This is a genomic window from Terribacillus saccharophilus (assembly GCF_046592895.1).
Classification (GTDB): domain Bacteria; phylum Bacillota; class Bacilli; order Bacillales; family Amphibacillaceae; genus Terribacillus; species Terribacillus saccharophilus_D.
On sequence record NZ_JAWVPU010000005.1, the window covers coordinates 72162 to 96832 of the forward strand.

At 45.9% G+C, this 24671-nt stretch carries 30 protein-coding genes and 3 riboswitches; of the genes, 7 read left to right on the forward strand and 23 right to left on the reverse strand.

Translation table 11 applies throughout. The features are described from left to right. Positions 1 to 32 precede the first annotated feature (32 nt). The 5 genes from queE to ddlA all read right to left on the reverse strand — a co-directional run bounded on the left by queE (position 33) and on the right by ddlA (position 3772). The gene (gene queE / locus SFC66_RS14875) at positions 33 to 764 is read right to left on the reverse strand and encodes a 7-carboxy-7-deazaguanine synthase QueE (RefSeq protein ID WP_411219516.1); all 732 of its coding nucleotides are present in this window, start codon (positions 762 to 764) and stop codon (positions 33 to 35) included. Further along, positions 754 to 1191 (reverse strand): 6-pyruvoyl trahydropterin synthase family protein, encoded by a 438-nt coding sequence (locus SFC66_RS14880; RefSeq protein WP_411219517.1) that lies wholly within the window; start codon positions 1189 to 1191, stop codon positions 754 to 756. Before SFC66_RS14880 ends, queE begins: the two co-directional genes overlap by 11 nt. Beyond that, on the reverse strand, positions 1188 to 1847 hold the full coding sequence (gene queC, locus SFC66_RS14885) for a 7-cyano-7-deazaguanine synthase QueC (protein WP_411219518.1): 660 nt from the start codon (positions 1845 to 1847) through the stop codon (positions 1188 to 1190). Before queC ends, SFC66_RS14880 begins: the two co-directional genes overlap by 4 nt. Before the next feature lie 105 nt (positions 1848 to 1952). Next, positions 1953 to 1997: riboswitch (PreQ1 riboswitch) on the reverse strand. Between the two features lie 134 nt (positions 1998 to 2131). Beyond that, positions 2132 to 2437, reverse strand: coding sequence for a hypothetical protein (locus SFC66_RS14890; protein WP_411219519.1), 306 nt, complete (start codon positions 2435 to 2437; stop codon positions 2132 to 2134). A 228-nt stretch (positions 2438 to 2665) separates the two neighbouring features. Further along, a complete protein-coding gene (ddlA, locus tag SFC66_RS14895) occupies positions 2666 to 3772 on the reverse strand; it encodes a D-alanine--D-alanine ligase (RefSeq protein ID WP_411219520.1) in 1107 nt (368 codons plus the stop codon). Positions 3773 to 3921: 149 nt separating this feature from the next. On the opposite strand from ddlA, the gene SFC66_RS14900 reads away from it, so the two are divergent. The 3 genes from SFC66_RS14900 to SFC66_RS14910 are packed head-to-tail and all read left to right on the forward strand — an operon-like array spanning position 3922 to position 6200. Next, complete coding sequence (locus tag SFC66_RS14900) at positions 3922 to 4371, forward strand: DUF4385 domain-containing protein (protein ID WP_411219521.1); 450 nt, start codon at positions 3922 to 3924, stop codon at positions 4369 to 4371. Between the two features lie 58 nt (positions 4372 to 4429). Beyond that, positions 4430 to 5056 carry a metal-dependent hydrolase gene (locus SFC66_RS14905; RefSeq protein WP_411219522.1) on the forward strand — a complete coding sequence of 209 codons (627 nt, stop codon included), beginning with the start codon at positions 4430 to 4432 and terminating at the stop codon, positions 5054 to 5056. 13 nt (positions 5057 to 5069) lie between these two features. After that, positions 5070 to 6200: an MBL fold metallo-hydrolase gene (locus SFC66_RS14910; protein WP_411219523.1), complete on the forward strand. Its 1131-nt coding sequence runs from the start codon at positions 5070 to 5072 to the stop codon at positions 6198 to 6200. Between the two features lie 31 nt (positions 6201 to 6231). On the opposite strand, the gene SFC66_RS14915 is transcribed toward SFC66_RS14910, so the two are convergent. Beyond that, positions 6232 to 7410, reverse strand: coding sequence for a pyridoxal phosphate-dependent aminotransferase (locus tag SFC66_RS14915; RefSeq protein WP_411219779.1), 1179 nt, complete (start codon positions 7408 to 7410; stop codon positions 6232 to 6234). A 107-nt stretch (positions 7411 to 7517) separates the two neighbouring features. Then, positions 7518 to 7620: riboswitch (SAM riboswitch) on the forward strand. A 76-nt stretch (positions 7621 to 7696) separates the two neighbouring features. Between SFC66_RS14915 and SFC66_RS14920 the strand changes: the two genes are divergently transcribed. The 3 genes from SFC66_RS14920 (at position 7697) to SFC66_RS14930 (ending at position 9957) form a co-directional block, all read left to right on the forward strand. Further along, entirely contained in the window at positions 7697 to 8791 is a 1095-nt protein-coding gene (locus SFC66_RS14920; protein ID WP_411219524.1) for an iron-containing alcohol dehydrogenase family protein, read from the forward strand. Then, on the forward strand, positions 8788 to 9570 hold the full coding sequence (locus SFC66_RS14925) for a carbon-nitrogen family hydrolase (RefSeq protein WP_411219525.1): 783 nt from the start codon (positions 8788 to 8790) through the stop codon (positions 9568 to 9570). The genes SFC66_RS14920 and SFC66_RS14925 overlap by 4 nt, the downstream gene beginning before the upstream one ends. A 93-nt stretch (positions 9571 to 9663) precedes the next feature. Then, positions 9664 to 9957: a DUF3817 domain-containing protein gene (locus SFC66_RS14930; RefSeq protein ID WP_411219526.1), complete on the forward strand. Its 294-nt coding sequence runs from the start codon at positions 9664 to 9666 to the stop codon at positions 9955 to 9957. Positions 9958 to 9986: 29 nt separating this feature from the next. On the opposite strand, the gene SFC66_RS14935 is transcribed toward SFC66_RS14930, so the two are convergent. The 7 genes from SFC66_RS14935 to thiE form a co-directional block, all read right to left on the reverse strand. Then, on the reverse strand, positions 9987 to 10469 hold the full coding sequence (locus SFC66_RS14935; RefSeq protein WP_411219780.1) for a DUF456 domain-containing protein: 483 nt from the start codon (positions 10467 to 10469) through the stop codon (positions 9987 to 9989). 69 nt (positions 10470 to 10538) lie between these two features. Further along, entirely contained in the window at positions 10539 to 11615 is a 1077-nt protein-coding gene (locus SFC66_RS14940) for a glycosyltransferase (RefSeq protein WP_411219527.1), read from the reverse strand. Between the two features lie 77 nt (positions 11616 to 11692). Continuing rightward, positions 11693 to 12055, reverse strand: coding sequence for a DoxX family protein (locus SFC66_RS14945; protein ID WP_411219528.1), 363 nt, complete (start codon positions 12053 to 12055; stop codon positions 11693 to 11695). 213 nt (positions 12056 to 12268) lie between these two features. Continuing rightward, positions 12269 to 13531 carry a S8 family peptidase gene (locus SFC66_RS14950; RefSeq protein ID WP_411219529.1) on the reverse strand — a complete coding sequence of 421 codons (1263 nt, stop codon included), beginning with the start codon at positions 13529 to 13531 and terminating at the stop codon, positions 12269 to 12271. A 244-nt stretch (positions 13532 to 13775) separates the two neighbouring features. Then, positions 13776 to 14840: a copper resistance D family protein gene (locus SFC66_RS14955; protein ID WP_411219530.1), complete on the reverse strand. Its 1065-nt coding sequence runs from the start codon at positions 14838 to 14840 to the stop codon at positions 13776 to 13778. A 199-nt stretch (positions 14841 to 15039) separates the two neighbouring features. Continuing rightward, positions 15040 to 15123 carry an SEC-C metal-binding domain-containing protein gene (locus SFC66_RS14960; RefSeq protein ID WP_411219781.1) on the reverse strand — a complete coding sequence of 28 codons (84 nt, stop codon included), beginning with the start codon at positions 15121 to 15123 and terminating at the stop codon, positions 15040 to 15042. Between the two features lie 51 nt (positions 15124 to 15174). Beyond that, complete coding sequence (thiE, locus tag SFC66_RS14965; RefSeq protein ID WP_411219531.1) at positions 15175 to 15813, reverse strand: thiamine phosphate synthase; 639 nt, start codon at positions 15811 to 15813, stop codon at positions 15175 to 15177. A gap of 172 nt (positions 15814 to 15985) precedes the next feature. On the opposite strand from thiE, the gene SFC66_RS14970 reads away from it, so the two are divergent. Then, positions 15986 to 16309: a YckD family protein gene (locus tag SFC66_RS14970; protein WP_411219532.1), complete on the forward strand. Its 324-nt coding sequence runs from the start codon at positions 15986 to 15988 to the stop codon at positions 16307 to 16309. Between the two features lie 36 nt (positions 16310 to 16345). Here the strand turns inward: SFC66_RS14970 and thiM are convergent, their stop codons facing one another. The 10 genes from thiM to SFC66_RS15020 form a co-directional block, all read right to left on the reverse strand. After that, entirely contained in the window at positions 16346 to 17143 is a 798-nt protein-coding gene (gene thiM / locus SFC66_RS14975) for a hydroxyethylthiazole kinase (RefSeq protein ID WP_411219533.1), read from the reverse strand. Continuing rightward, positions 17130 to 17966, reverse strand: a complete 837-nt coding sequence (gene thiD / locus SFC66_RS14980) for a bifunctional hydroxymethylpyrimidine kinase/phosphomethylpyrimidine kinase (protein WP_411219534.1) — start codon at positions 17964 to 17966, stop codon at positions 17130 to 17132. Before thiD ends, thiM begins: the two co-directional genes overlap by 14 nt. Beyond that, positions 17959 to 18657, reverse strand: a complete 699-nt coding sequence (gene tenA, locus SFC66_RS14985) for a thiaminase II (RefSeq protein WP_411219535.1) — start codon at positions 18655 to 18657, stop codon at positions 17959 to 17961. The genes thiD and tenA overlap by 8 nt, the downstream gene beginning before the upstream one ends. A 119-nt stretch (positions 18658 to 18776) precedes the next feature. Continuing rightward, a riboswitch (TPP riboswitch) is annotated at positions 18777 to 18878 on the reverse strand. 60 nt (positions 18879 to 18938) lie between these two features. Beyond that, positions 18939 to 19967: a spore photoproduct lyase gene (gene splB / locus SFC66_RS14990; protein WP_411219536.1), complete on the reverse strand. Its 1029-nt coding sequence runs from the start codon at positions 19965 to 19967 to the stop codon at positions 18939 to 18941. After that, positions 19960 to 20205: a transcriptional regulator SplA domain-containing protein gene (locus SFC66_RS14995; protein ID WP_411219537.1), complete on the reverse strand. Its 246-nt coding sequence runs from the start codon at positions 20203 to 20205 to the stop codon at positions 19960 to 19962. Before SFC66_RS14995 ends, splB begins: the two co-directional genes overlap by 8 nt. A 191-nt stretch (positions 20206 to 20396) precedes the next feature. After that, positions 20397 to 22109, reverse strand: a complete 1713-nt coding sequence (locus SFC66_RS15000; RefSeq protein WP_411219538.1) for a methyl-accepting chemotaxis protein — start codon at positions 22107 to 22109, stop codon at positions 20397 to 20399. A gap of 204 nt (positions 22110 to 22313) precedes the next feature. Then, on the reverse strand, positions 22314 to 23348 hold the full coding sequence (locus tag SFC66_RS15005; protein ID WP_411219539.1) for an EAL domain-containing protein: 1035 nt from the start codon (positions 23346 to 23348) through the stop codon (positions 22314 to 22316). Further along, entirely contained in the window at positions 23345 to 23761 is a 417-nt protein-coding gene (locus SFC66_RS15010; protein ID WP_411219782.1) for a secondary thiamine-phosphate synthase enzyme YjbQ, read from the reverse strand. Before SFC66_RS15010 ends, SFC66_RS15005 begins: the two co-directional genes overlap by 4 nt. Before the next feature lie 127 nt (positions 23762 to 23888). Continuing rightward, a complete protein-coding gene (locus tag SFC66_RS15015; RefSeq protein WP_411219540.1) occupies positions 23889 to 24350 on the reverse strand; it encodes a flavodoxin in 462 nt (153 codons plus the stop codon). 76 nt (positions 24351 to 24426) lie between these two features. Continuing rightward, positions 24427 to 24630 carry a hypothetical protein gene (locus SFC66_RS15020; protein ID WP_411219541.1) on the reverse strand — a complete coding sequence of 68 codons (204 nt, stop codon included), beginning with the start codon at positions 24628 to 24630 and terminating at the stop codon, positions 24427 to 24429. Positions 24631 to 24671 lie beyond the last annotated feature (41 nt).

Consider the following 24671-nt stretch of genomic DNA (forward strand, 5'->3'; position numbering starts at 1 on the left):
AAAAAGACGAGTCGGTCGACTCGTCTTCCCATTTATACACCGCGTTTGTTTCCCCATACAAGTGTATGAAGCTGCGGCAACACACGCACATGATTCAATTCATTGGATGCAGATACTTGATCGATCAGCCATTCATATTTGGACAGCAGTGCATCCTTCAATGCCGCATCATCCAAAGTAGCGGTATCGTGATTACCGACTTGCACATAAAAACTGACATCTGGATAGCGTTTATGAACATCTGTTGCATAACGCAAATCCTCTTCGTCGAAGATGACAACTTTCAGACTGACATGCATCAGGCGTCCAGCTTCTCTCAGATTGTTGATTATTTCATCCAAACGGTGAAAATCGGTCTTCATCAAGGAGCTGGGCGGTTTCGGTGAAATCGTCAGATCGTCGATTTCCAAGAACCACGGCTGGAATCGGCTGCCTTGGGTTTCCAAAGCAATGCGAATGTCTTTTTTTCTAAGGAGCTCTGTGAACTCCCCTAAGTTTTTCAATAATGCAGGGTTCCCACCGGAAATGGTCACGTGACGGAAACGATCTCCGCCCACTTCCTCCAGTCGGTCCCATATTTCCTCAGCAGTCAGCTGCCGGATGTCATCCTTGGCTGATCCATCCCAAGTAAAAGCAGAATCGCACCAGCTGCAGCTATAATCGCAGCCTGCTGTACGGACGAACATCGTCTTCTGTCCGACAACCATTCCTTCTCCTTGCACGGTAGGACCGAATACTTCTAAAACCGGAAATTTACTTGCCATTTTCTGTTCCTCGCTTTGGTCGATATACACAATAGCTGGTCGGTGTCTCACGCAAAAATACTTGCAGGCATTTCGGCTTGTGAGGCAGCTGATCCAGTTCTTGTTGAATCAATTCATGGATTTTTCGCGCCATCACTTCCGTTGTCGGAAAATCGTCTTCCTCAAATACATCGGTGTGGTCATTCAAAAGCGTATGATCGAATTTTTTATGAATCAATGCTTTGATCGTGGAGAAATTGAATAAAAATCCACCATCATCCAATTCATCCCCAGCAATCGTCACATTGGCGAAATACGTGTGGCCATGCACTTGCTGACACTTGCCGGCATCCGGATGCTGGATGCTGTGCGCTGCTGCAAAATGCAGATCCTTATTCAATTCGTAGCAATAATCATGCTGCACTTGCGGATAGATTTGCTGGATCATACACCTGCCGCCTTTTTCGCTTCGTATTGATCAAGCCCGTTCTGACGAAGCTTACAAGCTGGGCACTCGCCGCAGCCCTGGGCTATGATGCCGTTATAGCAAGTAAGTGTTTTTTCCTTCACAAACTCAAGCTGACCGAGCTGGTCCGCCATTTCCCAAGTTTCTGCTTTATCCAGCCACATCAATGGCGTATGAATGACGAAATCTTTATCCATTGATAGATTAAGAGATACATTCAACGATTTCACGAAAATATCACGGCAATCCGGATAGCCACTGAAGTCCGTTTCACAGACACCTGTGACAAGATGCTTAGCACCTACTTGGTGAGCCAAAATCGCAGCAAAGGAAAGGAATACTAGATTACGCCCAGGCACGAATGTGGACGGAAGCTCTCCTTCCTCTTGTTCGATTTCGATATCATCCCTGGTCAGCGCATTTGGAGCCAGCTGATTCAGTAGGGACATATCCAATACATGATGTCTGATTCCTTGTTCTTTCGCTATTTGTTCAGCAACCTCGATCTCCAGGCTATGGCGCTGATTATAATTGAATGTGACAGCCTCCACTTCCTCGAACTGCTCCATTGCCCAAAACAAACAAGTTGTACTATCTTGACCGCCGCTGAATACGACGATGGCTTTACCCTTCTTCATTGCGTTTCTCCTTTTTTCCAGACACTCCAATAAAAAAGCCTCTTCCAAGAGGAAGAGGCTGCCAATTATCCATAAAAAAATAAAAAAGACTATACCCAAGGATATAGTTCCTTAGTTTTTTATAGAGGGTTGTGCTAGAACCTCTCCCAGGATGGCCTGGATTTTTTATTCTATTCTGCAGTCCATTGTATCATAGCTGGACGCTTTTGCATATGAAAAAATGACCCAAGTGACTGGGATGCTGTCAATAACAGCACCTTTGTCAGTGTGTTACTCACATCTTTTCAATCTCGTTTCAGCCAGATGTAGCTGCTGCGACCAAAGGTTATGTACCATACTACTAAAAGAAATCTTATTCCCCTCAACCCTCCGCACTTAAAGCTGACTACTTCGTTTTCACGAGATTCAAACTCTATTTTTTTACTTCTGCACCAATCAATTTCTAAGTGGATTGTATGTTTGCCAGGCTCTACACGGAAACTACGGCTTTCTTTTTGATTAACAGTCCCTAACTTTTTACCATCCACTATCACATCATAATTTCTTAATTGATCCGCCAAGCTTTTTTGGCGTTTTACTTCTATCATCATGATTCACCTCGTATTACATTACAATCAACACCTAATATACCATTTAAAACCAAATCGGTTAATATTTATATCAACCTATAAGATAACCAGTGAGATTCGCGGTTCGGTTCTTCCGTTCCGAATACCAGCAAAAAAAAAAAAGAAAACCTTACACTGCGGAGAATCTTTTTGGTGATTCTCCTGCTAGGTAAGGTTTTCCTTTTGATACATGATAAGGCTATTTCTCAATCAAAATTGTTCAAAAGCCGCGTTACTCAATTCATTATCACGTTTATGACGCTCGATAGCCAGCTGGATCAGACGGTCGATCAAGTCTGGATAGGAGATGCCTGTGATGTCCCAAAGTTTCGGATACATACTGATTTTGGTGAAGCCTGGCAGTGTGTTCACTTCATTCACAACGAATTCGCCTGCTTCGGTCAAGAAGAAATCAACACGTGCAAGACCTTCGACGTCAAGCGTTTGGAATACTTCAACCGCAAGCTTTCTTGCTTGTTCTGTAACAGACTCGGAAAGCTGGGCAGGAATAGCAAGATCCGCACCGGATTCATCGATATACTTGGATTCATAAGAATAAAATTCTGTCTTCGGCAGGATTTCGCCAGGCAAGGACGCGATCGGCTCTTCATTTCCGAGTACAGCAACTTCGATTTCACGGCCTACGATTGCTTCTTCGACAAGCACTTTCGTGTCATAACGGAATGCTTCTTCCAAACCTTTGTAGAACTCTTCTTCTGTCTTGGCTTTGCTTACGCCGACAGAGGAACCTTGGTTGGCAGGTTTGATGAAGACTGTGCTGCCCAGCACTTTTGCCACTTCTTCATATTTGATGGATCCAAGCTGACGCTTTTTGAAGGTGAAACCATTCGCAACACGAATTCCCGCTTCCTTCAATAGACGCTTGGCGATATCCTTATCCATGCAGACGGCCGAACTGAGTACATTCGGACCTACATATGGAAGATTGGCGATTCGAAGCATGCCTTGCATGCTGCCATCTTCACCGAGTGTACCGTGGAGGATGCTGAAGATGACATCCACTTGATCGAGGACTGCACCTTGACTCGGACTGACAAGCTGCTGTTCCGTCACACCCGGCACGACAGCAATGCCTTGCTCGGAAGGTTTCAGTTCGATATGCTTTGGATCATTTGCGTTCAGCAAATAATCCGCTTTATCGTTCAGCTGCCATTTTCCATTTTTATCGATTCCGATAAGGACAACATCATATTTATTTTTATCGATTGCATCGGCAATATTTTTTGCTGATTGTAAGGAAACTTCATGTTCAGCGGATTTTCCGCCGAAGACGATACCTACTTTTGTTTTACTCAACTGTGACCATTCCTTTCTGACATGAGACCATTAGTTTCATTTTATCACAAACGAATGCGGCTGCCTTCTATGTCCATTAGAAAAATCGCGTTTCACGTGCTGCACATTCGGTAACTATATACATTAACAACAAGACAGGGGGAAAGGAAATGGGCTATTACGATCATTTTGATGCCTCGACCGATTTTCGCAAACATCCGGACAAGTATCGTGTCGGCCGCGGTGAACAAGGTGTGCTGATGGTGGAGCCTTATAAAAGTGAAATCCTTCCCCATTGGCGCTTCAAAACTCCGGAAATCGCCGAAGAATCCTGCCGGAAGATTTCCGAAATGTTCGAGGATTACCGCAAGCAGGATGATTTCGTCGGCATGGATATGGCCAGGAAATATATCCAGATGGGCTATACCCGCGCACGCCGCTATGCCAATTACAAAGGCGGCAAAAAGTATAAAGATGCAGACAAGACAGAAAGGCACGAGCGGCAAATCGATGATGAGAAGGCAGCTTCCGCCCAGATATTCAAAAAGAAGTGGGATGAAATCCGTGAAGATGAAGATTATCTTTCCCGGAAGAAAGCACATCAGAAACAATACGGATAGCCAGGACATAAAGATTCTAGTATGCTTTTAAAGACTAACTTTTGGAGGCACAACTGGAATGAAAGGAATTACCCATCTATTGATTGGAGCAGGCGCTGGATTCGCCAGCGCAACTGCCTTGGATGCAGAGGGCGCAGTCACTGTCACAATGACCTGCACAGCTGCAGTCGCAGCTTTGGTGCCTGATTTGGATACAGGCGGTCTTCTTTCCAATCGCATCACTTTTTCACATAAAGCTATCCGTAATATTACAATTTTTATCGGTCTATTGCTCATACTATATAGTATGTGGAATTTATATGGTCAAGATCGTTACATCGGCTTGGCAATCGGAGCAGGAATCATGGTACTCTCCCGCGTAATCAATAAAAAGTTCATGCTGCTGATCACCGGCATCGCAGTTTTGCTGACAGGATTATATGCCGGACACACATGGATCGTCATGAGCGGGTGCTATATCGGGATTGCATCCTTGCTCAGCCACAGAAGTTACACGCATTCGCTGATCGGGCTGATCTATTTCTACATACTGATGACATTCTTCGAACAAGAGACAGCCCTGTTCGGCACCCAACTTGCTGGCACAGCCGGCTACGCCAGCCATTTGCTTGCCGACAGCAGAATATTCCCTGTTAATAAGAAAGGAGTCAAACTGCTCCTTCCTATAATAAAAAAAGATTTCTAAAGGAGACGATTGCATGAATCCATTGCACTCATCAGAACTGGCAGAGAAAATCAAGAAGAAAGAAACTGTCCATTTGCTTGATATCCGACAGGAAGCAGATGTGCAAGACTGGGCAATCGATTCCAGCAGCGTCAAGAGATATGATATTCCATTTGCGAGCATCAAAGCAGATCCTGCCGCAGCCCGCCAGCAGCTGCCGGCACATGATCCTGTTTATGTCATGTGCTACCGCGGCAAATCCGCTCAGACAGCTGTATCCCTTTTAGAAGCCGCTGGCATGGATAATATCGTTCATGTAGTCGGCGGCATGTCGGCATGGGGAGAAACGATCAGCCCGCGCAAAATTGGCGATCTCACTTATGGGGGATCCATCTACCAGTTCATGCGCATCGGAAAAGGATGCCTTTCTTATATGATCGTCTCCAATGGGGAAGCCGCCGTGGTGGATCCGGCTAGATTCACAGAAGACTATGTATCCTTCGCTAACGAAAATGGCTGGACAATCAAGCATGTACTGGATACCCACCTCCATGCAGATCATCTATCCGGCGGACGGAAGCTTGCCGAGGAAACTGGAGCAACCTATTGGTTCCCGGCTGAAGACGGCAAAGAGGCAACATTCGAATTCTCTCCATTGCAGGATGGCATCAAGATTCCTTTCGGCCAGATTGAGGAAGGAATGCGCAGCATTGCCTCTCCGGGACATACGGAAGGAAGCGTCAGCTTCGTCGTTGACGACACTTACCTGCTTTCCGGAGACATCCTTTTCACCGAGTCGATCGGACGCCCCGATTTGGCAGGGCACGCAGAACAATGGGTTCTTGACCTTCATGATACGCTATTTGAGAAATTCCCTTTATTATCTTTAGACTTGATCGTCCTGCCTGCCCATTTCTCCGAGCTATCGGAAATCGGCCCGGATGGCACCGTTCAAGCACGGATGGAAGATTTATATAGGAGAAATAGACGACTGCAAATGGAAGACCCAAGTCAGTTCACTTCTTCCGTTTTGAAAAGCATCCCGACTCAACAGCCGAATAGTTACCAGCTGATACGCGAAGTCAATCAAGGAAAAATGACGATAGCTGAGTCCGAAGAAGCCGATATGGAATCCGGCCCCAATCGCTGTGCGGTTACAAGCTGATATAGGAGCCAGTCCCCGTGACTGGCTCTTTTCATGCCTTTGAGAAGATACCCAACTTCTCCACTCGCTTCACAGCCTCCAGCAGCCTTGCTTCTGTGTCCAATAGACCAGCTCGTACATATCCTTCGCCATATTCACCGAAGCCATTGCCAGGAGCCACCGCCACATGCGCTTTTTCAAGCAGCAGATTTGCGAATTCCTCTGAAGTATATCCTCCCGGGACCGGCAGCCAGACAAAGAAAGTGCCTTTGGGCTTTGGTACATCCCAGCCGATAGAGCGCAGGTTGTCTATAAACACGTCTCGCCTCGCTTCATATGTATGTACAAGTTCTTCCACACAAGTCTGGTCCGCCGTCAGAGCATAAGCCCCAGCCTCCTGCAAGACTCCAGGCAAACTCACATACATATGGTCTTGAAGCAAGTTGATGCTCTCGATGACTGATGCGTTGCCAACCGCAAACGCGATGCGCCAGCCTGCCATGTTATACGTCTTGGACAAGGTATACATTTCGATGCCCACTTCCTTGCTCCCTTCTGATTGCAGGAAGCTTCGCGGTTTTTCACCATCGAATCCAAGTGCCCCATAAGCGAAATCATGTAGCACACATATGTTATGATCCTTCGCCAACGCCACTGTTTTGTCAAAAAAATCCTGGTCTGCCGTGGCAGCTGTCGGGTTGTTCGGATAGTTCAAAAACAACAGTTTTGCTTCCTGCCGTTCTTTCTCTGAAATGATTTCGTAATCGGGAAGAAAGTCATTTTCGGCTGTCAGCGGCAGGAGTGACGTCCGCGCTTGAGCGAGCTCGATACCAGACATATAGTCAGGATATCCCGGATCCGGCAGCAGGGCCAAATCACCAGGATTCAATAAACACTGACTGATTTCCACCAACCCGGTTTTCGCTCCGGATAAAATGGCCACTTCCGTCTCGGGATCCAATTCCACATCATATTCACGCGCATAAAAATCACAAATTGCTTGTTTAAGAAAATCAAAGCCCCTGAAAGGCGAATATTTATGATAAGCAGGATTATCTGAAGCCTGCTTCAATTTTTCCACGATATGTTGCGGCGTCGGCTGATCAGGGTTTCCCTGTCCCAGCTTGATGATGTCATGCCCCTCTTTCTCTAGCTTTTCGATTTTTTTCACCAATCCTGCAAAAAATTGTTCTGGCAGCCGCCGTAATGCATCTGAAACCGGGAAATCCATCTTACTCACGCTCCTGTGTTATAACTTTTATAGTGTCTGACTATTAGCAATCTTGACATTGTTGGAAATAGAGTGCAATAATGAACAAATCATACAGTAATCAAACACTCTTATCAAGAGACGGCGGAGGGATTTGGCCCGATGATGCCCGGCAACCGATGCAAGCCGCACACGGTGCTAATTCCAACAGCAGTCGCTGAGGGATAAGGGAATGCAGATAACAGTCCATCCCTCTTCCTAGTCACTTGGAAGAGGCTTTTTCATATAAAAAAACAGAGGTGAGCATATGACCATCCATATCAAAGGTGCACCGAATTATTATGCCTGTGAAGAAAATATATTGGAAACCCTGCCAGCAAAACTTGCAGAATTAAATTGGACAAATGGCTTGCTCATCCACGGTGATGCATCCTGGAAAGCAGCTTCCCCCTTTCTTGACCAGATCGATTTGCCGGTTAAGCGTGTTGCCTACAATGGTCACTGTACACATGCGGAAGCAGCTCGTTTGGCAAACATCGCCACAGAACAATCCGCTCAATTCATAATCGGTACCGGCGGAGGAAAAGTGTTGGATACCGCTAAAGCTGCTGCCAATGAAGCAGGACTGCCAGTCATCTTGATCCCCACCATTGTTTCCAACTGTTCTCCATGGGCTTCACTGAGCGTTTTCTATGATGAAGCAGGCAATTTTGCCGAATATACCATCTTTCCGCGCAGTACTTTTATGGTATTGGTCGAACCGAGGCTGCTGCTTACCACGCCGGTTCCTTATTTGATTGCCGGCATAGGTGATACATTAGCGAAATGGTATGAAGCCGATGCACTTACCGAAAAAATGACTGATCGACCACTTGCTGTTCAAATAGCACGCAATGCTGCCAAACTATGCCGTGACGTTCTCATTGCCGAGGGTGATGCTGCCATCCTTTCCCTGCAGCACAAGCGGGCAGACAGTGCTTTTCTCCGTGTCGCAGAAACTGTCATCATGGCCGGTGGAATGGTTGGCGGTTTCGGTGATTCGTACGGCCGTATTGCTGGTGCTCATTCCATTCATAATGGCTTGACCAGGGTTGCAGCAACACATGATCAATTGCACGGGAATAAAGTAGCGTACGGCATTCTTGTCCAGCTGGCACTGGAGGAGAAATTCGAAGAGATCCAGACGCTTCTGCCTATCTACCGGAAGCTTGGTTTGCCTACAGGGCTTCAGGAACTCGGTGTAACAGAAAACGCTGAGCAAGCAATGAAGATTGCCGCTGAAGCTGCGGTTGCCCCTGGTGAATCCATTCATTTCATGCATGTATCTTCATCGGATGCAGTCATGGAAGCGATGCATAAGATAGAAGCATTTGCTTCGACAAAGCAAGGGGTGAAACAATGAAACTTGCATTGATTCAGCATGATGTCGTGTTTGGAGATCCGGAAGCGAATTATCGCAAAGTGGAAGCTTTGATTAGTGAAGCCCAGGAAAATGCCGAGGTCATCGTACTCCCTGAGTTATGGACCACAGGCTATGACCTGACACGCCTTGATGCAATCAGCGATGCGGACGGGGAAACTACAAAACACTTCATAAGCACTCTTTCTAAGAAATATCAAAAATATATTGTTGCAGGATCCATTGCCAAACAGACGGAAGCTGGCATTTTCAATACCATGCTCGTCTTTGGACCTGCAGGTGAACTGCTCCACGAATATGATAAAGCTCATCTATTCCGTCTCATGGATGAAGAGAAGTTCCTGACACAAGGCAGCAGGTCGGCTTCATTTTCCATTGGAAATAAGCGTGCCGCTGGTGTCATTTGTTACGATATCCGTTTCCCTGAATTCATCCGTACGCATATGGTTCATGACCAGCAAGTATTGTTCGTCGTCGCCGAATGGCCGAAAGCTAGACTGGATCATTGGCGCGCACTGTTGCTTAGCCGTGCCATTGAGAATCAGTGCTTTGTAGTGGCTTGCAACCGCGCGGGAAGTGATCCTGCCAATGAATTTGCCGGACACAGCCTGATCATCGGACCATGGGGAGAAATCATCGCCGAAGCTGGTGAGGCAGCAGGTATCTTGTATGGGGAAGCAGATCTTGACCAAGTGGATGATGTGCGGAGCCGTATTCCAGTCTTCCAGGACAGACGCCCGGAAATATATGATGTGCAGTGATATTTGACAAAGTTATGACAAGTTTTCCCCAAGAGTGGTAAATAGAAGCTTGCTTGCTTATACTATTTATAAATAGTTTTTGGGAGGGCTTTCATGCAAGCGACACTGAAATGGTTCCGGATGATCGGATTTCTCGAGGGGACTTCTCTGCTTCTGCTGCTGTTCTTTGCAATGCCAATGAAATACATGATGGATATACCAATTTTCGTCACCTATATCGGCGCCATTCATGGCGGTCTTTTCGTCTTGTACGTCATTTGGACTGGCTATACAACATTGAAAGTCGGCTGGGGATTGAAATGGGCATTTTTTGCTTTGATTGCATCTGTCATTCCATTCGGCTATTACATTTTCGATATGAGATTACAAAAAACCACATACGCATAAAAAAAGGCGAGCAGAGATGCTCGCTTTTTTTATACAAAGGCTGCAATGAAGAACCATATGATCATAACCAGCTGAATCACAATCTTCGCAATCGATCCGCCCAGGAATCCAAGGAGTGAACCGATGGACGAATAGATTGCTTCCTTTGGTGTCCTTCTTTGGACGAGTTCGGTCACGAGCACAGCAACAAATGGCACAATGATGATACCAAAAGGCGGAATGACGAACGAGCCTACGATGACACCAACTGCAGCAATTCGCTCTCCCCATTTGCTGCCGCCGAATTTTTTAACAAAATAACTATTTGCAATAATATCCGAGATGACCAGAATCACCGTCAAGATGACCATCGCAATCCAAAACCATACAGATAAGTCTCCATCACTAAGCATGAATTGGAAAACTAAAAATCCTATCCACAGCATGAGCGGAGATGGAATGACAGGATACACGATTCCTGCAAAACTAGCGACGAACGCCGCTACGATAATGATCCAAGCAATAATATCCAATGCCACAGCTAATCCTCCATATCTTTCTTTATTAGTACGTATTATTACATAGGAAACAGCAAAAGGAAATCAAAGCGAAAGCTGCTCAAAAAATGCTGCGTTATGGCGGACACTCGGGTGATCCGGATGATACTCTGCAGCTTTTTCATGGGCAGACTTTGCCTGATTCAATCGGCCAAGCCGGGAATAACACAATGTCAGCTGCAAATAAGGATACCACGTTGTATATGCTGGCACGCTGAAGCCCGGCAGCTCCTTTCCTTCGTAGTCCAGTGCCTGCCGATACCAATAAGCTGCCGCATCATAACTCCCTTCCTCTGTGAGGAAATCACCGATAAGACAGCAAAACTCAGGCCGCGGTCGGTCATATCGGAAAGACTGGAATAAATACGTACGATAACCCTCCATATCCCCTTCCGCTTTGCAGCATTCCGCCAGATACTGACATGCACGGATACTATCCTCCACCCAGCCTTGTTTTGTTTCCAAGAACTTATTGTAATAAGCTTTAGCAAGACCAAAACGCCCGTGATCTTTTAACTCATTGGCATAATAAAACATATCACGTGCTGTCAGCTCCCTGCCAGAAGCGATATTCGACTCATATATACGCAGATTTCGATCTGATATCGTATGTGTCTTGGCGCTTTTCCGATGTGTGACGGCTATTTCCGACATCAGGATATTGCCGCCAAACTCCAAGTATTCGTGTACTGCACCACGCCAGCGGAATTGCTTGCTGCTCCGAACGATTCGGTTCCTCCTGTAAAGAAACAACGGCTCCCCTTTATCATCCAGTGCAATATGATAATACATGGACACTACATCCACATCGTCACTCATATCATTCCATAGATCCCGAAATGCTTCGCGATCATTTGGCAGCAGCACATCATCAGCATCAAGCCACAAGATATAATCACTTGATGCCTTACTGAAACTATAATTCCGTGCAGCTGAAAAATCATCGATCCATTCAAAGTCATAGACGTTTGATGTATACTTCGCAGCTATTTCCTTCGTTCGATCAGTCGAGCCAGTATCCACAATCACAATTTCATCAACCAGATCCCGAACACTTTCCAGACAGCCCGCCAGTACCTCTTCCTCATTCTTAACGATCATACATAGACTGATGGTTCGCATAGGTCACCTCAACATACATTGTTGTTTCCAACCTATGCGAAGGAATAACGAATATGTGCTATATCCTTATTGCCATGTCATCTTGTAACCTTCCAAACCCACCAAATAAGCGCTGGCTGTGCAAGGAGTCTGGCATAAAGCAGGGCTTGATCCGTTTCTTCAAATCCAGGAGCCGGGATATCATAAACAGCGCTGTAAATATTCGCCGGAAAAATTGCAATCAAGTAAATGACAGTGACTATCGCAGTCAATTTCCGAGTAGCAGGTACTAACAATCCAATCGCCAATACAATCTCTGCAATTCCGGTCAAATAAATCAATGTATAACGAAGCGGCACCCACACTGGCAGCATGGCAGCAAAACCATCATCCAATACAAAATGCAAAATCCCAGCCCCGATGAACATCAAACTAAATACATACAACCCAATCTTCTTCACGTAAGCAGCACCCTCTTTTTTCCTTATCTAATACCCTTATCTCTATCCAGGAAACTTTTCCATTTTGATTTCCCATTCAGGATAGATGACTGTATGAAGCGGTAATGCAGCGTCAGATAGCCATTACTGATCTATTTTGGAGATAAGATGGGATACAAATGATCGCAGGCATAAAAAAAGGCCCCTAAAAGGAGCCTTCTCATTACTAACCCATTATCGAACCCGTGGGAATCCGAACCCGGAGGCGTAATCATCACCGCGTGCAGCACCATAGCCGCCAAGGATGTCATTTGATTGTGCTCGTGACTGCAGCGTTTGTCGCACTTGGGAACTGCTTAGATTAGTGTTTTCCGACCAAAGTTTAGCTGCCAGACCTGAGATGTGCGGTGTGGCCATGGATGTGCCGGTAAGTGTGGCGTACGTATTTCCTGGGTAGGTGGAAAGGATAGCTGATCCGGGAGCTGAAACTTCCACATCGCCTGTCTGAATCACATAATCACCATCTGTACGGCTATATCCTCTGGAAGAAGAATCAGCAACACGGTAGGTACCGTTTTGCTGGCGGTTTTCCAAGTTTGCTACTGCCACGGCTTCCGGTAAGGCCGCAGGATAGCCGATGGAGCCTTCATACGGACCAGAGTTTCCTGTAGCCGCGATGACTAACGCACCTCTAGAGTTTGCATATCGGACCGCGCTTGAGATGAGAGTATCCTGGCCGCCGCCAAGTGACATGCTGATGACGACTTTCTCACCGCGGTTCGCTCCATCATCTGCTGCTTTCCGAATGCCGTTTGCGATGTCATCGGAATAACCGCGACCATCATCTCCAAGGACTTTGTAAGCCCAAAGATCTGCTTCCGGTGCCACGCCATAAATACCAGAACCGTTTCCGCCATTGGCAAGTGCGGAGCCAGACACATGCGTGCCATGTCCATCACGGTCGACACAGCTGCCATTCACTTGCCCGCTGTATGTCTGGGTGAAGTCGACACATTGCTCCACGTTGGCAGCAAGGTCGGGGTGATTGACGGATGTACCTGTATCCAGGACTGCTATATTGATATTATTTCCACCGCTTGTCCTGGTTACAGATGGATCATTATAGATGGCCTGTATGCCCCAAGGTGTACGGTCGGATACTGCTTGCGCCGACACATCTCGTTTCTCTGTCATTTCTTGCTTTGAATAGACGCTGACTTCTGTCACTTCCAAGGCTTCATCAGCTTTTAGTTCCTTCAGCTCCTTTTTGGATACTTCTGTAGTGAAACCTTCCGTACCGAAGCTGTTGCGGACACCATGTTCTTCTTTGACTTCGTCAGTTGCCTGTGTGGAAAACACACCATCTTTCTGTTTGACGAGAATACGAACTTCGTCATTTTTTGCCGTTTCTTCCGGAGCAGCTCCAGCTTGCAGCGGCTGGAATACGGATAATCCGATCATTGCGATAGCAGCAGCACTTGCCAATTTTCTTTTCATTTCATCACCTCGTCAATTTTTATAGTCACTGAGGTGAAGTCCTGCTTCTTTGGTTTTCGAGACTCTCAGAAACTATTACAGTTAATCTAGCACAGGCTTTCCATGAAATGTATTGGGAAAATGGATGACAGCAGCATACAAAAAAAGACATCATTCCGATTTCTGTTTCCTCTGTCCAGCAGAATAGTTTCCCAGAAGGAACTTTCTGTGAAAAAAGGCGGAATGATGTCTTTCTGACAATCTCTTAGAATTGCACACTAGTCATTATGGCTGCGTATAAAAGTCCTGAAGCAGCAAAAGCAGCAGCCAGCGCAAGACCTGCAGCTGCTTTTTTCTTTAAAATAAAGATTAAACTGGCCATAATCAAACAAAATCCGAAGAAGCAAAAAACCCCAATTGCCCCAACATGCCAGGTTGCGACACTTCCAGCTGTCACACTGGGAAATATGCTGCCGAATATCGGCGCAGAACCTTCGTTACGCAGCACTTCGGTTATATTTGCCGGTGTTGCAGACGAGCTTAGAATCGCGTTGCAGATGAAGATGATTCCTAGCAGGATGGTTACGGAACGTATCCAATCAATGGGACGGAATATCGGAACAAGACGGGATTTTTTTGTTGAAAAAGTGATAATAGTGAATACAAGCACAGGTATGAACAGGATATATTTTATCAACAGTACCTGCCCATAAGTCAGCATCAACACATTACCATAATCCTGGATATCCATTGCTGACAGCGTGACTGTTACACTGCTGATTATTACTGTAAGGACCAGCAGGATCACAAACGGCTTGAACCATTTCAGGAAACTTTCCCAACTGAAGTGCTCCGGAGTATAAAAACAAACATGAATCAGCACACCAACCCAGAATACGGAAGCACCCAAATGTATGAATCGGGAAATAAAATCAACAAATCCAGCCTCTCCTGCTTGGCTGCCAAATGCATAGAGAAACACCATTCCGAGAAACAAGATGAATGTCAGAACTGGGAACTTATCATAAAAAAGCAGCAGCCAAACACAGACGCCCAAGACAAAGATGCCAATCCAAATTCTTCCCGCTCCGGATTGCAATAAAACTTGCTCCAATGCTTGTCCATATCCATTCTGTGCTCCCAGCACAGAAAAGAGATTTATGACCGGCCCGCTTGTGACGAGTGCAGCAGATGCCGCAGCAGCCAAAAGATCACTTCGCGGTGTCCGGATTGCCGCTTCTTCCTTGCGCACGAATCGGAATACAAGGTGCCCTGCGACAAAAGAAAAGGCTATATACGACAGCAACTCCAATAACGGAATGAGAATCACAGACGACATGTCCTTTTGTATTTATAAAATGCCAGCATAACCAACACCGTTTCTTTCATATATCTACAACTCCATCTTCCTAGATATCTCTTCCATCGTATAAAAGAAACCGGCTGGCGTATAGAAGAAATTGTGACTAATTGGGTACACTTGCATCACACAAAATAAAAGACATGCCCTCATTGGACATGTCTTCTGCTTATTTACCACAGCAATGTTTATGCTTTTTTCCGCTTCCGCAAGGATAAGGCTGATTGCGGCAGACTTTGTTATAAGACCGCAAATCTATTACATTAGAATCGTTTTTTCTTAGCTGAGTAGGTGCATACCCTTCTTATCTGTGCACCTTTCCTGTCTTCAGTTTATTTACCGCCTCTTGGATATTCTCTGCTCTTGTGATCACCGATATGAATGAAATGCCATCTGCACCAGCGTCACGGACAGCTTCGGCGTTTTTCTGATTGATCCCGCCTATGGCAACAATAGGAAAGTCACCGACTTGCTTGCGGATCTCCCGCAGTCCTGTCAGTCCGATCGGAAATTTTGCATCGATTTTTGTACGTGTGGCAGCAATCGGTCCGACACCGACATAATGCGCTCCGTCGAGGATTGCCTTTTTGGCTTCTTCTGCATTTTGAGCGCTAACGCCAATGATGAAATGCTCTGGACAGCGTGCTTTCACTTGCTGCATCGCCTCATCCGTCTGCCCGATATGCACGCCGTCCGCCCCAATCTCAATGGCAAGATCAACATCATCGTTAACGATGAATGGAATGCTATGGGCCCGGCATTTAGCCTGAAGCCGTTCAGCAAGCTGCCTTTTTTCTTCTCCGACTTTTGCCCCTTCTCCTTTTTCACGAAGCTGGAACATTGTGATGCCGGCAGTGAGGGCTTGTTCCAATATATCCTCTGGATCCTTACCCTGGCAGTTTTGACTGCCCATGATGAAATAAAGCTCCAATTCTTCTTTCATGTTATTACTCCTTTTCTTTGTTACTTCCACATCCCGATTCTGTATTGAATATGTTCCCAAACCTCAAATAGATAAATTCCTTGCTCCTGATTCAATTATAACTGCAGAAGATGGATAGTAATCCCAAAAGTGCGTAAAGTAAGTCCATGCTTTGAACAAGGAGATGATAAAGTTGAAATGGATAAAAGCCGCAGCTATCATAGCTGCCCTGTGCATCGGGTTGGTCGTTTCCAATCCTGCTGCTTCTTTCGCTGCTGAACAGGCAGTTGCGGATGTACTCACTGACGAGCAGAAGCAGGAAATAGCAGTGCTTCAGAAACAAGCATTGGAGCAGGAAAAGCAAGTCATCGAAAAGTACGTTGAATTTGGCGTTTTCTCGGAAGAAAAAGCTGATCAGATCGTGAATCATTTGGAGCAGCGCTTCGAACAGCTGGAGAGGGACGGCTTTATTCCAAAGTCTCCCAAACACAGCCACCCGCAACATTTCGATAAATGACCTTGCAATCAGCCGGATCATATCCAGCTGATTGTTTTATTTCACTTCAACATTCATTTTATCAACCTTTTCGCCATCCGTCGCACTCTCGGATAGATAAAGTTGATCCAAAAAAGCAACTTGAAAACTCCCGGGAGCTTTGGCATTCTCAGCCGCTTTTTCCGCTGCGATGCCGTAGAATGCAAGTGCACCGATGCACGCTTCCACCATATCTTCAGCCGATCCTGCAAACGCCGCAATCACTGCACCGAGCAAGCATCCGGATCCTGTTATGGTCGTGAGCATGTCATGGCCATTTGCTATGCTATAGATATCCTTCCCATCCGAGAGGATATCTATTTTACCTGTTGCAATTATAATCGCATCTTGTTCCCTGGCAATCTGCTGCACGAGGCTTGGCGAGATACCTTCCCCTGAACCGTCCACGCCTTTTATCTTGGTAGACGTTCCTCCAAGGACAGCTATCTCACCAGCATTTCCGCGGATGACAGCAACACCCACCTCCGACAAGATACGATGTGCTGTTTCTGTTCGGTAAGCTGTCGCCCCTACTCCCACAGGATCGAAGATGACTGGTATGCCAAGCCGGTTTGCTTCCTTCCCGGCATGGATCATCGCCTCCACATCCGCTGCAGCCAGCGTTCCGATATTGATCAGCAATGCTTGTGCATGCTGCACCATTTGTGCTGCTTCTTCCTTATCGGATGCCATCACTGGAGAAGCACCGAGGGCAATCAATCCATTAGCAGTGAAATTGATGACAACATTGTTTGTTATACAGTGTATCAGTGGGTTCTTTTGGCGAACTTTCTTTATCACATCAGTATATGCCATTATGCTGTTCCTCCTGTACGGGTATGCTTTTCAATCGATGCCCCCAATGGTTCGTCGGCCCATTTCCTTTGCCCAGCTGCAATGAATAGCGAATGCTATCTGTCACGAACGCTTTGCCGATTTTGACAGCTTCTTGTAAGGACTTCCCTTTTGCCAATTCTGCTGTTATTGCTGCCGAATAGGTACAACCTGTCCCATGTGTGTGCCTTGTTTGAAAACGATCAGCTGTATAAGAAGCAAAGTTTTCTCCATCATAAAGCCAATCTGCCGCAGATGTACCTTCCATGTGGCCGCCTTTCATCAGGACTGCTTTTGCTCCATATTCCCGGACGATCATTTTGGCAGCTGTTTTGATGCTTGCTTCATCATATATTTGGATACCAGTCAGTTCTTCTGCTTCCGGTATATTCGGAGTGACCAGGGATGCAAGCGGGACGAGATATGTTTTTAATGCCTCTCTCGAATCCTCTCCCATTAGTGCATGTCCGCTCTTGGCATACATGACCGGATCCATGACATATGTGATTTTTGATTCAGCCAGGAAAGCTGCGATACAGCGCATCATTTCTTCCGAGGCAATCATTCCGGTCTTCACGGCAGCCGGGACGATATCTGAAAAAATGGAAGTCAGCTGCTGCTCCAGGAAAGCAACAGGGATATGATGAATCGCCTGGACGCCAGTCGTGTTCTGAGCAACGAGGGACGTGATGACACTCATACCATATACTTCCCGCTCTTGGAATGTCTTCAGATCCGCCTGGATCCCTGCACCTCCTGAAGGATCTGTACCGGCGATGGTCAAAGCACTTCTCACATCAGGCATGAAGCGTCCCTCCTTTCAGGTCTACCATCCAGTCTTGCTCGGTTGCTGCCATCTCCCAGAAAGCATGCTCCAGCATACAGCTTTTCAAAAAGGCTTTCCGAGCCCGCTCCTTGGCAGCTGATCCTGCTGTTTCAGCCCATTCATCCAGTCGTTTGCGTAGTTCCGCTGTCACATCCGGCATACCGTCCTCCCTGCTGGCATAGAACAAGATCCATTCCAGATAAGGATTGGACTCGTCCGGTACCTTTGTCTCCATGATATGAGTAGCCAGCGCTTGATACGTCCATGGGCAGGGCAAAAGTGCTGCCATCAGTTCCCCTATATCTCCATGCACAGCGCTGTTCATCATATGGGAAATATAGTGATCCGCAGCCGGCGGCGGTGTCATCCGCTGCAGATCCTCATACCTCACACCTGCTGCCTGGCAGAATACGTTATGCGGGTGAATTTCACTATGCAGGACAAAATTGATTTGGGACTGGTAGAAATCCATCTCTTCCCTCGTCTCGCATTTACTGACCGCCAGACCATAGATACGGGCAAAAGCAGTCAGGTACTCATAATCTGCTTTCACGTAATGAATCAATGCTGCGCGCGGCACATTGCCATTCGCCACACCCTCTACGAATGGATGTCTGTAAATTGCCTCGAAAATCGGATTTGCTTCTTCTCTCAATTGCGCAGAAAACACATCATTTCCTCCCCTATTGGAGAAAGCCCTGAAGAAAGGTGATTGGCGCCGGCTATATAAAAAAGCCGCTCCAGAAATATGGAGCGACTCGTATACATAGTTATAGTCTTAAAAGTTACACGAATCCGGCTCCACTTCCCTACGCTGGTGTTAGCCAGATCAGGTTCAAAGGGATCAAGATCACTCTTATCTCAGCCAAAACGGCACCCCTAGTGGACTTCCTCGAAATTCAATTGTCCCTTTTACTATCACATTCAGCGAAAAAAATGTCAACCAATCAATTATGTGAAATATTCGATTCTGGATTGCGGGAACATCTTATAGATGGTACTGCCTAGCACATCTTTGATTTCTTCTTGTTCTTCATTTTGATACACATACTTACCGATGCCATAGCGTCCCCATTTGTATTTCCGTTTGTTTTCATCGAGTTCAAGTTTCGTCATCGGATAGTTTTTCTGAATGACGCGCTTAGCTGGCTTCGTGAAACGGTGCTGAATCAGCTCGAAGGTCACGTTCTTCTTGGCGTGTGCAGGCAATGCTGCTTCTAAATGCTCAAGCATTTCCGGATACCCTTTCTGCCAGCCTTCATGCAAATAGATCGGCGCGACGATGAAGCCGAGTGGATACCCAGCTTCGGCTACTTTCACCGCTGCTTCGATCCGCTCCTTCAAGCGGGAGGTTCCGGGTTCGAAATACTTGATCACATAATCATCATTGATGCTGAACCGAAAACGTGTCCTTCCTTGATGATCAGCATCCAGTAGGTGATCGACATGGGCAAATTTCGTCACGAATCGCAATTGACCATGCTTGGAGCGGCCGAAATATTCGATGGCATGTTTCAGCGTGTGCGTCAGATGATCGATTCCGACGATATCGGAAGTACAAGATGCCTCGAATCGTGTCTCTTCAGGAGCCCTCTCCTGCATATACTGCTCAGCTGCATCGAATATCTCATCTGTATTCACGTACGTCCGGATATATGGTTTCGATCCCATTGTTGTCTGCAGATAACAATAATGGCAATGCCCCATGCAACCCGTTGCAAAAGGAATCGCATATTCCGCAGATGGTTTTGACGTATCGAATTTCAATGTCTTCCGTACACCGACGACCAGTGTCGATTTAGCAGTCCGATACTTCTGGAAATCGTTGTCCCCTGGCAAGTTACGAACTTGGTTATGGGAAGTGGTCTCCCGGATTTCAACGCCCATATCGCGGAATTTATTCCGCAGCTTCACGCCAAGCGGATATTCCAGAGCCCTAGGTTCAATATAGACAAGCTGCGGCACGAAAGGCTTAACCATAATAACCACCGTCGGTCAAACCGAAAGCAGACACGTAAGCTTCTTCCGCTTCACCAAGATCTTGGTATACAGCTACTTCATCATTCAGAGGATAATACGTTTCATACACAAACAAAGCCAGTTCTCCAGGTTTTTCCGGATTATGGACAACTGCTGCTTCCTGTATATTGGCTACCCCCTGCGCATGGGGATTGCGAATGATCACGTAAACGACCTCTCCTGCTTGAAATGCATCCATTCCAATTGCCTCCTTTGTTACATACTGAATCTAGTATGCGCATGTTGAAGACAATCCATGTAAAAAAATGAACCCTTTTCCAGGAAGTATACGTCTACTTCCTAGAGGAGGGTTCCGATGTGAAAATATTGATCTTTGTCTTCTTGCTATTCATTTTATCTTTCATTGCTTACTATTTGCTGGCTGGTTGATTATACACGGAAACGAGCGATAGCAGTTTGGAGTTCTTCTGCCATGTATGCAAGCGAACTGGATGAGGCAGCGATCTCTTGCATAGCTGCCAGCTGCTGTTCTGTCGCAGCTGATACACTTTCTGTCGAAGCTGCTCCTTCTTCTGCTACCTCGTTCACATCGCCAAGTGATTGATTGACGGATTTCGTTCCATCAAGCAAACCTTCCAGTGCGGCCCTTACATCTTTGAACTCTTCCACCAAACCTGTTACAGCCGTTTCGATTTGCTGGAAAGAACCGCCAGCCCGGTCTGCAACTTGTGCACCGGCTTGCACTTCATTCGCCGCATGCTGCATAAGTTCGAGTGTGCTGCTGGTATCCTTTTGGATATAGCTGATCAACGCCGTTATTTGCGCTGCTGCACCTTTTGTTTCTTCAGCCAATTTCCGTACCTCATCCGCCACCACAGCAAATCCTTTACCATGTTCACCTGCTTGAGCTGCCTCAATGGTAGCATTCAAGGCCAGGAGATTTGTCTGTGCGGAGATATCGGTGATGACCCCTGCAATTTCGCCGATTTCTTTTGAACGCTTGTTCAAGCCGTCAATGGAAACAGACAGCTCCTGCACATTGGATGTGATTGTGCTCATTTGTTCATTCACATCTTTGATTGCATCTCTCCCCTGGACGGATAGTTCAGACGTTTTCCTCACTGTTTCTTCCACATTTTGCGTGTTTGAAGTCAATCTATTCGTATGCTGCCCCATGTCATCCATTGTCCCTGCCGCAGTTGTTACAAGTTCAAGCTGCTGAACGGATCCTTCTGCCAGTTCTTGAATCGTTTTTGCCACATGCTCGGATGATGAGCTGCTTTGTTCTGCACTTGCACTCAGTTCTTCTGCAGAAGCCGCCACTTGCTGGGAAGTATCGTTCACCACACGGATGATAGATCGCATGCCATCCGCCATGCTATTGTAAGAAGCCGTCAATGCACCCATTTCATCCTTGGATTGATAGGAACCATCCGTGCTGAAATCGCCCTCAGCCGCTTTGCCCAACAAACCTTGCAAGTCTTTTACAGGAGCCACGATAAGCTTCGTGATGAGCGTTCCTATCGCAATGAGAAGAATCAAGGCAAGACCGATGACAACCGTCAATATGATCGTTGCTTGTCTTACATTATTGTTCGCATTATCGTATGCCTGATCTGCTTCTTTGGTATTTTGCTCCTGAAGCTTTTGCAAACTATCATTCACTAGAGTTCGCTGTGGAATCTGTTCATTGACATAAAGTGAATACGCCTCATCATTTTGGTTTGACAAAGCTAACTGCAGCACCCGATTCCTGACTTCGTGAAGCTTATCCCGTTCATCTATATAAGTTTGAAAAATTTCTTTTGCATCAGCTGACATATTACTGTTCGTCAGTTTATCCATCTCATCATCTATTTCCGAAATGGATGCAGTCAGCATATCATTCAATTCCTCGTTTCTTGCTTCATCTTCGTTAATCATCATTTCCAGTATATAGGAATCATTTGCCTGATTATTCAACCGCATTTGGCTGATATAAGCATTAGGAAGCAGGTTTTCCTTGTACATCGCTTCTGCATCATGCGCCATTTCCCGTGTATACAGCACCCCTGCTGTTCCGACTAATCCGAGCGCAATGGCTCCTACTAATACTAATAGCAGCAGCTTTGTCCCGATTTTTACATTTCTTAACAATTTCATTCTGGTATCCCCTTCTATGATAGCTATCGCACAGCACTAATCTGCAAAAAAAATGCCGCATGATGTCGTAGGATATATCGGCGAAGTTACCGGAATTTGAAGTCATTCCTAAGTTAATGTAAAATATTTTGTTTGGAATCTGAAAAAGCCTGTCACCTATCGAAATGTATCCAATAAGTTACAGGCCCCTATTCACAAAGTCAATCATCTTGAAGGAAACAACAAACCCTCACTAACAGCTTCAGGTCCTGGCTTACCAACAAAATAGCCCTGCGCTAAGTCGATTCCAATTTCCTTGCAGAAAATAAGCTCCTCTTCTCTTTCAATCCCTTCGGCCAGCACCTTCGTACCGAGAGAACTTGCTACATCGATCACTTTATGTAAAAATTCCTGTTTCTGCGATTCACGATCGCAGTATGATATGTATGCTCTGTCTATTTTGACAAAATCAGGTTCCAATTCTTTGACTAACTCCAGTGTGGAATATCCAGCTCCAACATCATCGAGGGCCACCAGCATCCCCTCCTGTTTATAACGTTTGAAAATGCGCTTCAATCGCGCTACATCATCCAATTTCTCCGTTTCCACAACTTCAAATACAAGGTCTCCCGGGTCCACTCCATATTCATTGACTGCATGGAATGTCTGCCGCAAACAAAAATCCGGATTATATATAGTGGAAGGCAGGAAGTTGATGAAACTTTTCACTCCTGACGTTATGCCTGCTTGCGCTCTTTTTCTTACTGCTGTCTGCCTTGCTCGCTGATCGAGCATGGAGGTAAGTCCCGCTTCAGCAGCAAAGTCAAAAAGAGCAGCCGGGGAAACTTCCATTTTGTCGGTTCGCAGCAAATGTTCGAATCCGAAAATCGTCTCATCGTTCATGGATATGATGGGCTGTAAAAAAGATTGGAATGCCCTTTTATGTATGATATCGGTGAATTGTGGATATTGCACCCGATGAAGCAACGCATCAACAGATACCATGGGATAACGATGGGTTACCTTTTGGGCAACAGAGCACATGGCATCAGCTGCTGTCCGATTACGCACCGAGAGCAGCATCTGCTCCAGCTGATGCTTACTGAAATATTGGTAGATCGTATATGTATCATCCTGCCTTAGCGGTTTACCGAGCGTTACGTTTTGAGTGGATTCCGGCAGCCGCAGCAACAGCTCGCCCTGCTCTGGTATATGAAGGACAGTACCGCACATCGCACATCCAGATAGCTGTTTCATCATGATTCTCCCTTCTCGGAAGATAGGATTTGAACTGTGTATTTTCTTGATCTCGGGCCATCGAATTCACAAAAATAGATGCCCTGCCATGTTCCAAGCACAAGCCTGCCTCCGGAAATGATCACCGTTTGTGCATGACCGACTGCACTAGTTTTCAAATGGGCAGCAGTGTTCCCTTCTGCATGCCGATCTTTGGTATGCTCCCACGGAAATACTTCTTGAAGCCGCTGCAGAAAATCATGCTTTACGTCTGGATCGGCATTTTCATTCACCGTGATGCCTGCAGTTGTGTGCAGGGAAGAAATAACAGCTATCCCCTCCGTAACATTGGACGATTGTATGTATTGCTTAATGGTATCGGTTATCTCGATCATGTCATCATGTCGATTTGTATCCAAAGAGAATAAGTTCATAATTCAACCTCCTATCCTGCTCTATACCCGATATTCGACATTTTTCTACATAATCCTTTCATAATAAGAAAAGTATATCAATAAAAAATATCGACCATGAAAAAAAGCAGTCCGCTAAGCAGACTGCTTCTTAAATATGCTGTTTATTGACAATCGAAACAAAAGAAGCCGCGAATTCCTGACAGTTGCGGATATCCTCATCTTCAGGAGACAAATCGACTTTAAGGTTTTCAAGCACAATTTCCGCTCCGCGTTCTTTGAACTTATCTGCAAATGTATCGATGGCTGCACCATAGCTTGCATAAATGGAATCACAAGATCCAAATAGTGCCACTGGCTTGCCGTTCAATTCAATATCATCGAGTTCATCATAGAACTCCTCTATCTCATAGGGTATGTCACCATCGCCCCAAGTATAGGTGCCCATTAAGATACCATCATAATCGGGCATGGTAAAAACATCAATCTGATCTATGTCAATCTGGAGTTTTGTTACCTCGACTCCTTTTTCTTCCAATGTTTCTTCCATGATGTCTGCCATTTCTTCTGTGTTGCCCGACATACTGGTGAATGCTATCAGTACGCTTGCCACTTCATTCACTTCCCTTCATCTGCTCTCATTTTAATTGATAACAATTCTCAATGTCAAATGATGCAGCCAGGAAGCATCACTTTCCTTTGATTGCCTGATAAGCAAGTTTGAAATTCCTTTTCGTTTCTTCCCCAAAGAGGTTGAGGTCTCCCTCAAAGATTTGCTCTACCGTCAGCTGATAAGCTTGCTCCACCGTACAGCCTCTTGTATTCAGCAGCAGTCGAATATAAGAGATAAAATATTCCTCGCTCAGAATCGCCGCATTTTTCATCATGAACATACTACCCTTCCTATTGAATCCATCTATTTAGCCTAACACAG

Bases quoted from the DNA above. Each gene is read 5' to 3' on its own strand.
- SFC66_RS14890 (WP_411219519.1), bottom strand. From the start codon at position 2,437: ATGATGATAGAAGTAAAACGCCAAAAAAGCTTGGCGGATCAATTAAGA.
- SFC66_RS14910 (WP_411219523.1), top strand. From the start codon at position 5,070: ATGAATCCATTGCACTCATCAGAACTGGCAGAGAAAATCAAGAAGAAA.
- thiD (WP_411219534.1), bottom strand. From the start codon at position 17,966: ATGCCTGATGTGAGAAGTGCTTTGACCATCGCCGGTACAGATCCTTCA.
- queE (WP_411219516.1), bottom strand. From the start codon at position 764: ATGGCAAGTAAATTTCCGGTTTTAGAAGTATTCGGTCCTACCGTGCAA.
- SFC66_RS14920 (WP_411219524.1), top strand. From the start codon at position 7,697: ATGACCATCCATATCAAAGGTGCACCGAATTATTATGCCTGTGAAGAA.
- SFC66_RS14905 (WP_411219522.1), top strand. From the start codon at position 4,430: ATGAAAGGAATTACCCATCTATTGATTGGAGCAGGCGCTGGATTCGCC.
- splB (WP_411219536.1), bottom strand. From the start codon at position 19,967: ATGGTTAAGCCTTTCGTGCCGCAGCTTGTCTATATTGAACCTAGGGCT.
- SFC66_RS14940 (WP_411219527.1), bottom strand. From the start codon at position 11,615: ATGCGAACCATCAGTCTATGTATGATCGTTAAGAATGAGGAAGAGGTA.
- queC (WP_411219518.1), bottom strand. From the start codon at position 1,847: ATGAAGAAGGGTAAAGCCATCGTCGTATTCAGCGGCGGTCAAGATAGT.
- SFC66_RS14930 (WP_411219526.1), top strand. From the start codon at position 9,664: ATGCAAGCGACACTGAAATGGTTCCGGATGATCGGATTTCTCGAGGGG.
- SFC66_RS14925 (WP_411219525.1), top strand. From the start codon at position 8,788: ATGAAACTTGCATTGATTCAGCATGATGTCGTGTTTGGAGATCCGGAA.
- SFC66_RS14950 (WP_411219529.1), bottom strand. From the start codon at position 13,531: ATGAAAAGAAAATTGGCAAGTGCTGCTGCTATCGCAATGATCGGATTA.
- thiE (WP_411219531.1), bottom strand. From the start codon at position 15,813: ATGAAAGAAGAATTGGAGCTTTATTTCATCATGGGCAGTCAAAACTGC.
- SFC66_RS15005 (WP_411219539.1), bottom strand. From the start codon at position 23,348: ATGATGAAACAGCTATCTGGATGTGCGATGTGCGGTACTGTCCTTCAT.
- SFC66_RS14915 (WP_411219779.1), bottom strand. From the start codon at position 7,410: ATGGATTTCCCGGTTTCAGATGCATTACGGCGGCTGCCAGAACAATTT.
- SFC66_RS14900 (WP_411219521.1), top strand. From the start codon at position 3,922: ATGGGCTATTACGATCATTTTGATGCCTCGACCGATTTTCGCAAACAT.
- SFC66_RS15000 (WP_411219538.1), bottom strand. From the start codon at position 22,109: ATGAAATTGTTAAGAAATGTAAAAATCGGGACAAAGCTGCTGCTATTA.
- SFC66_RS15020 (WP_411219541.1), bottom strand. From the start codon at position 24,630: ATGTTCATGATGAAAAATGCGGCGATTCTGAGCGAGGAATATTTTATC.
- thiM (WP_411219533.1), bottom strand. From the start codon at position 17,143: ATGGCATATACTGATGTGATAAAGAAAGTTCGCCAAAAGAACCCACTG.
- SFC66_RS14995 (WP_411219537.1), bottom strand. From the start codon at position 20,205: ATGGATGCATTTCAAGCAGGAGAGGTCGTTTACGTGATCATTCGCAAT.
- SFC66_RS14880 (WP_411219517.1), bottom strand. From the start codon at position 1,191: ATGATCCAGCAAATCTATCCGCAAGTGCAGCATGATTATTGCTACGAA.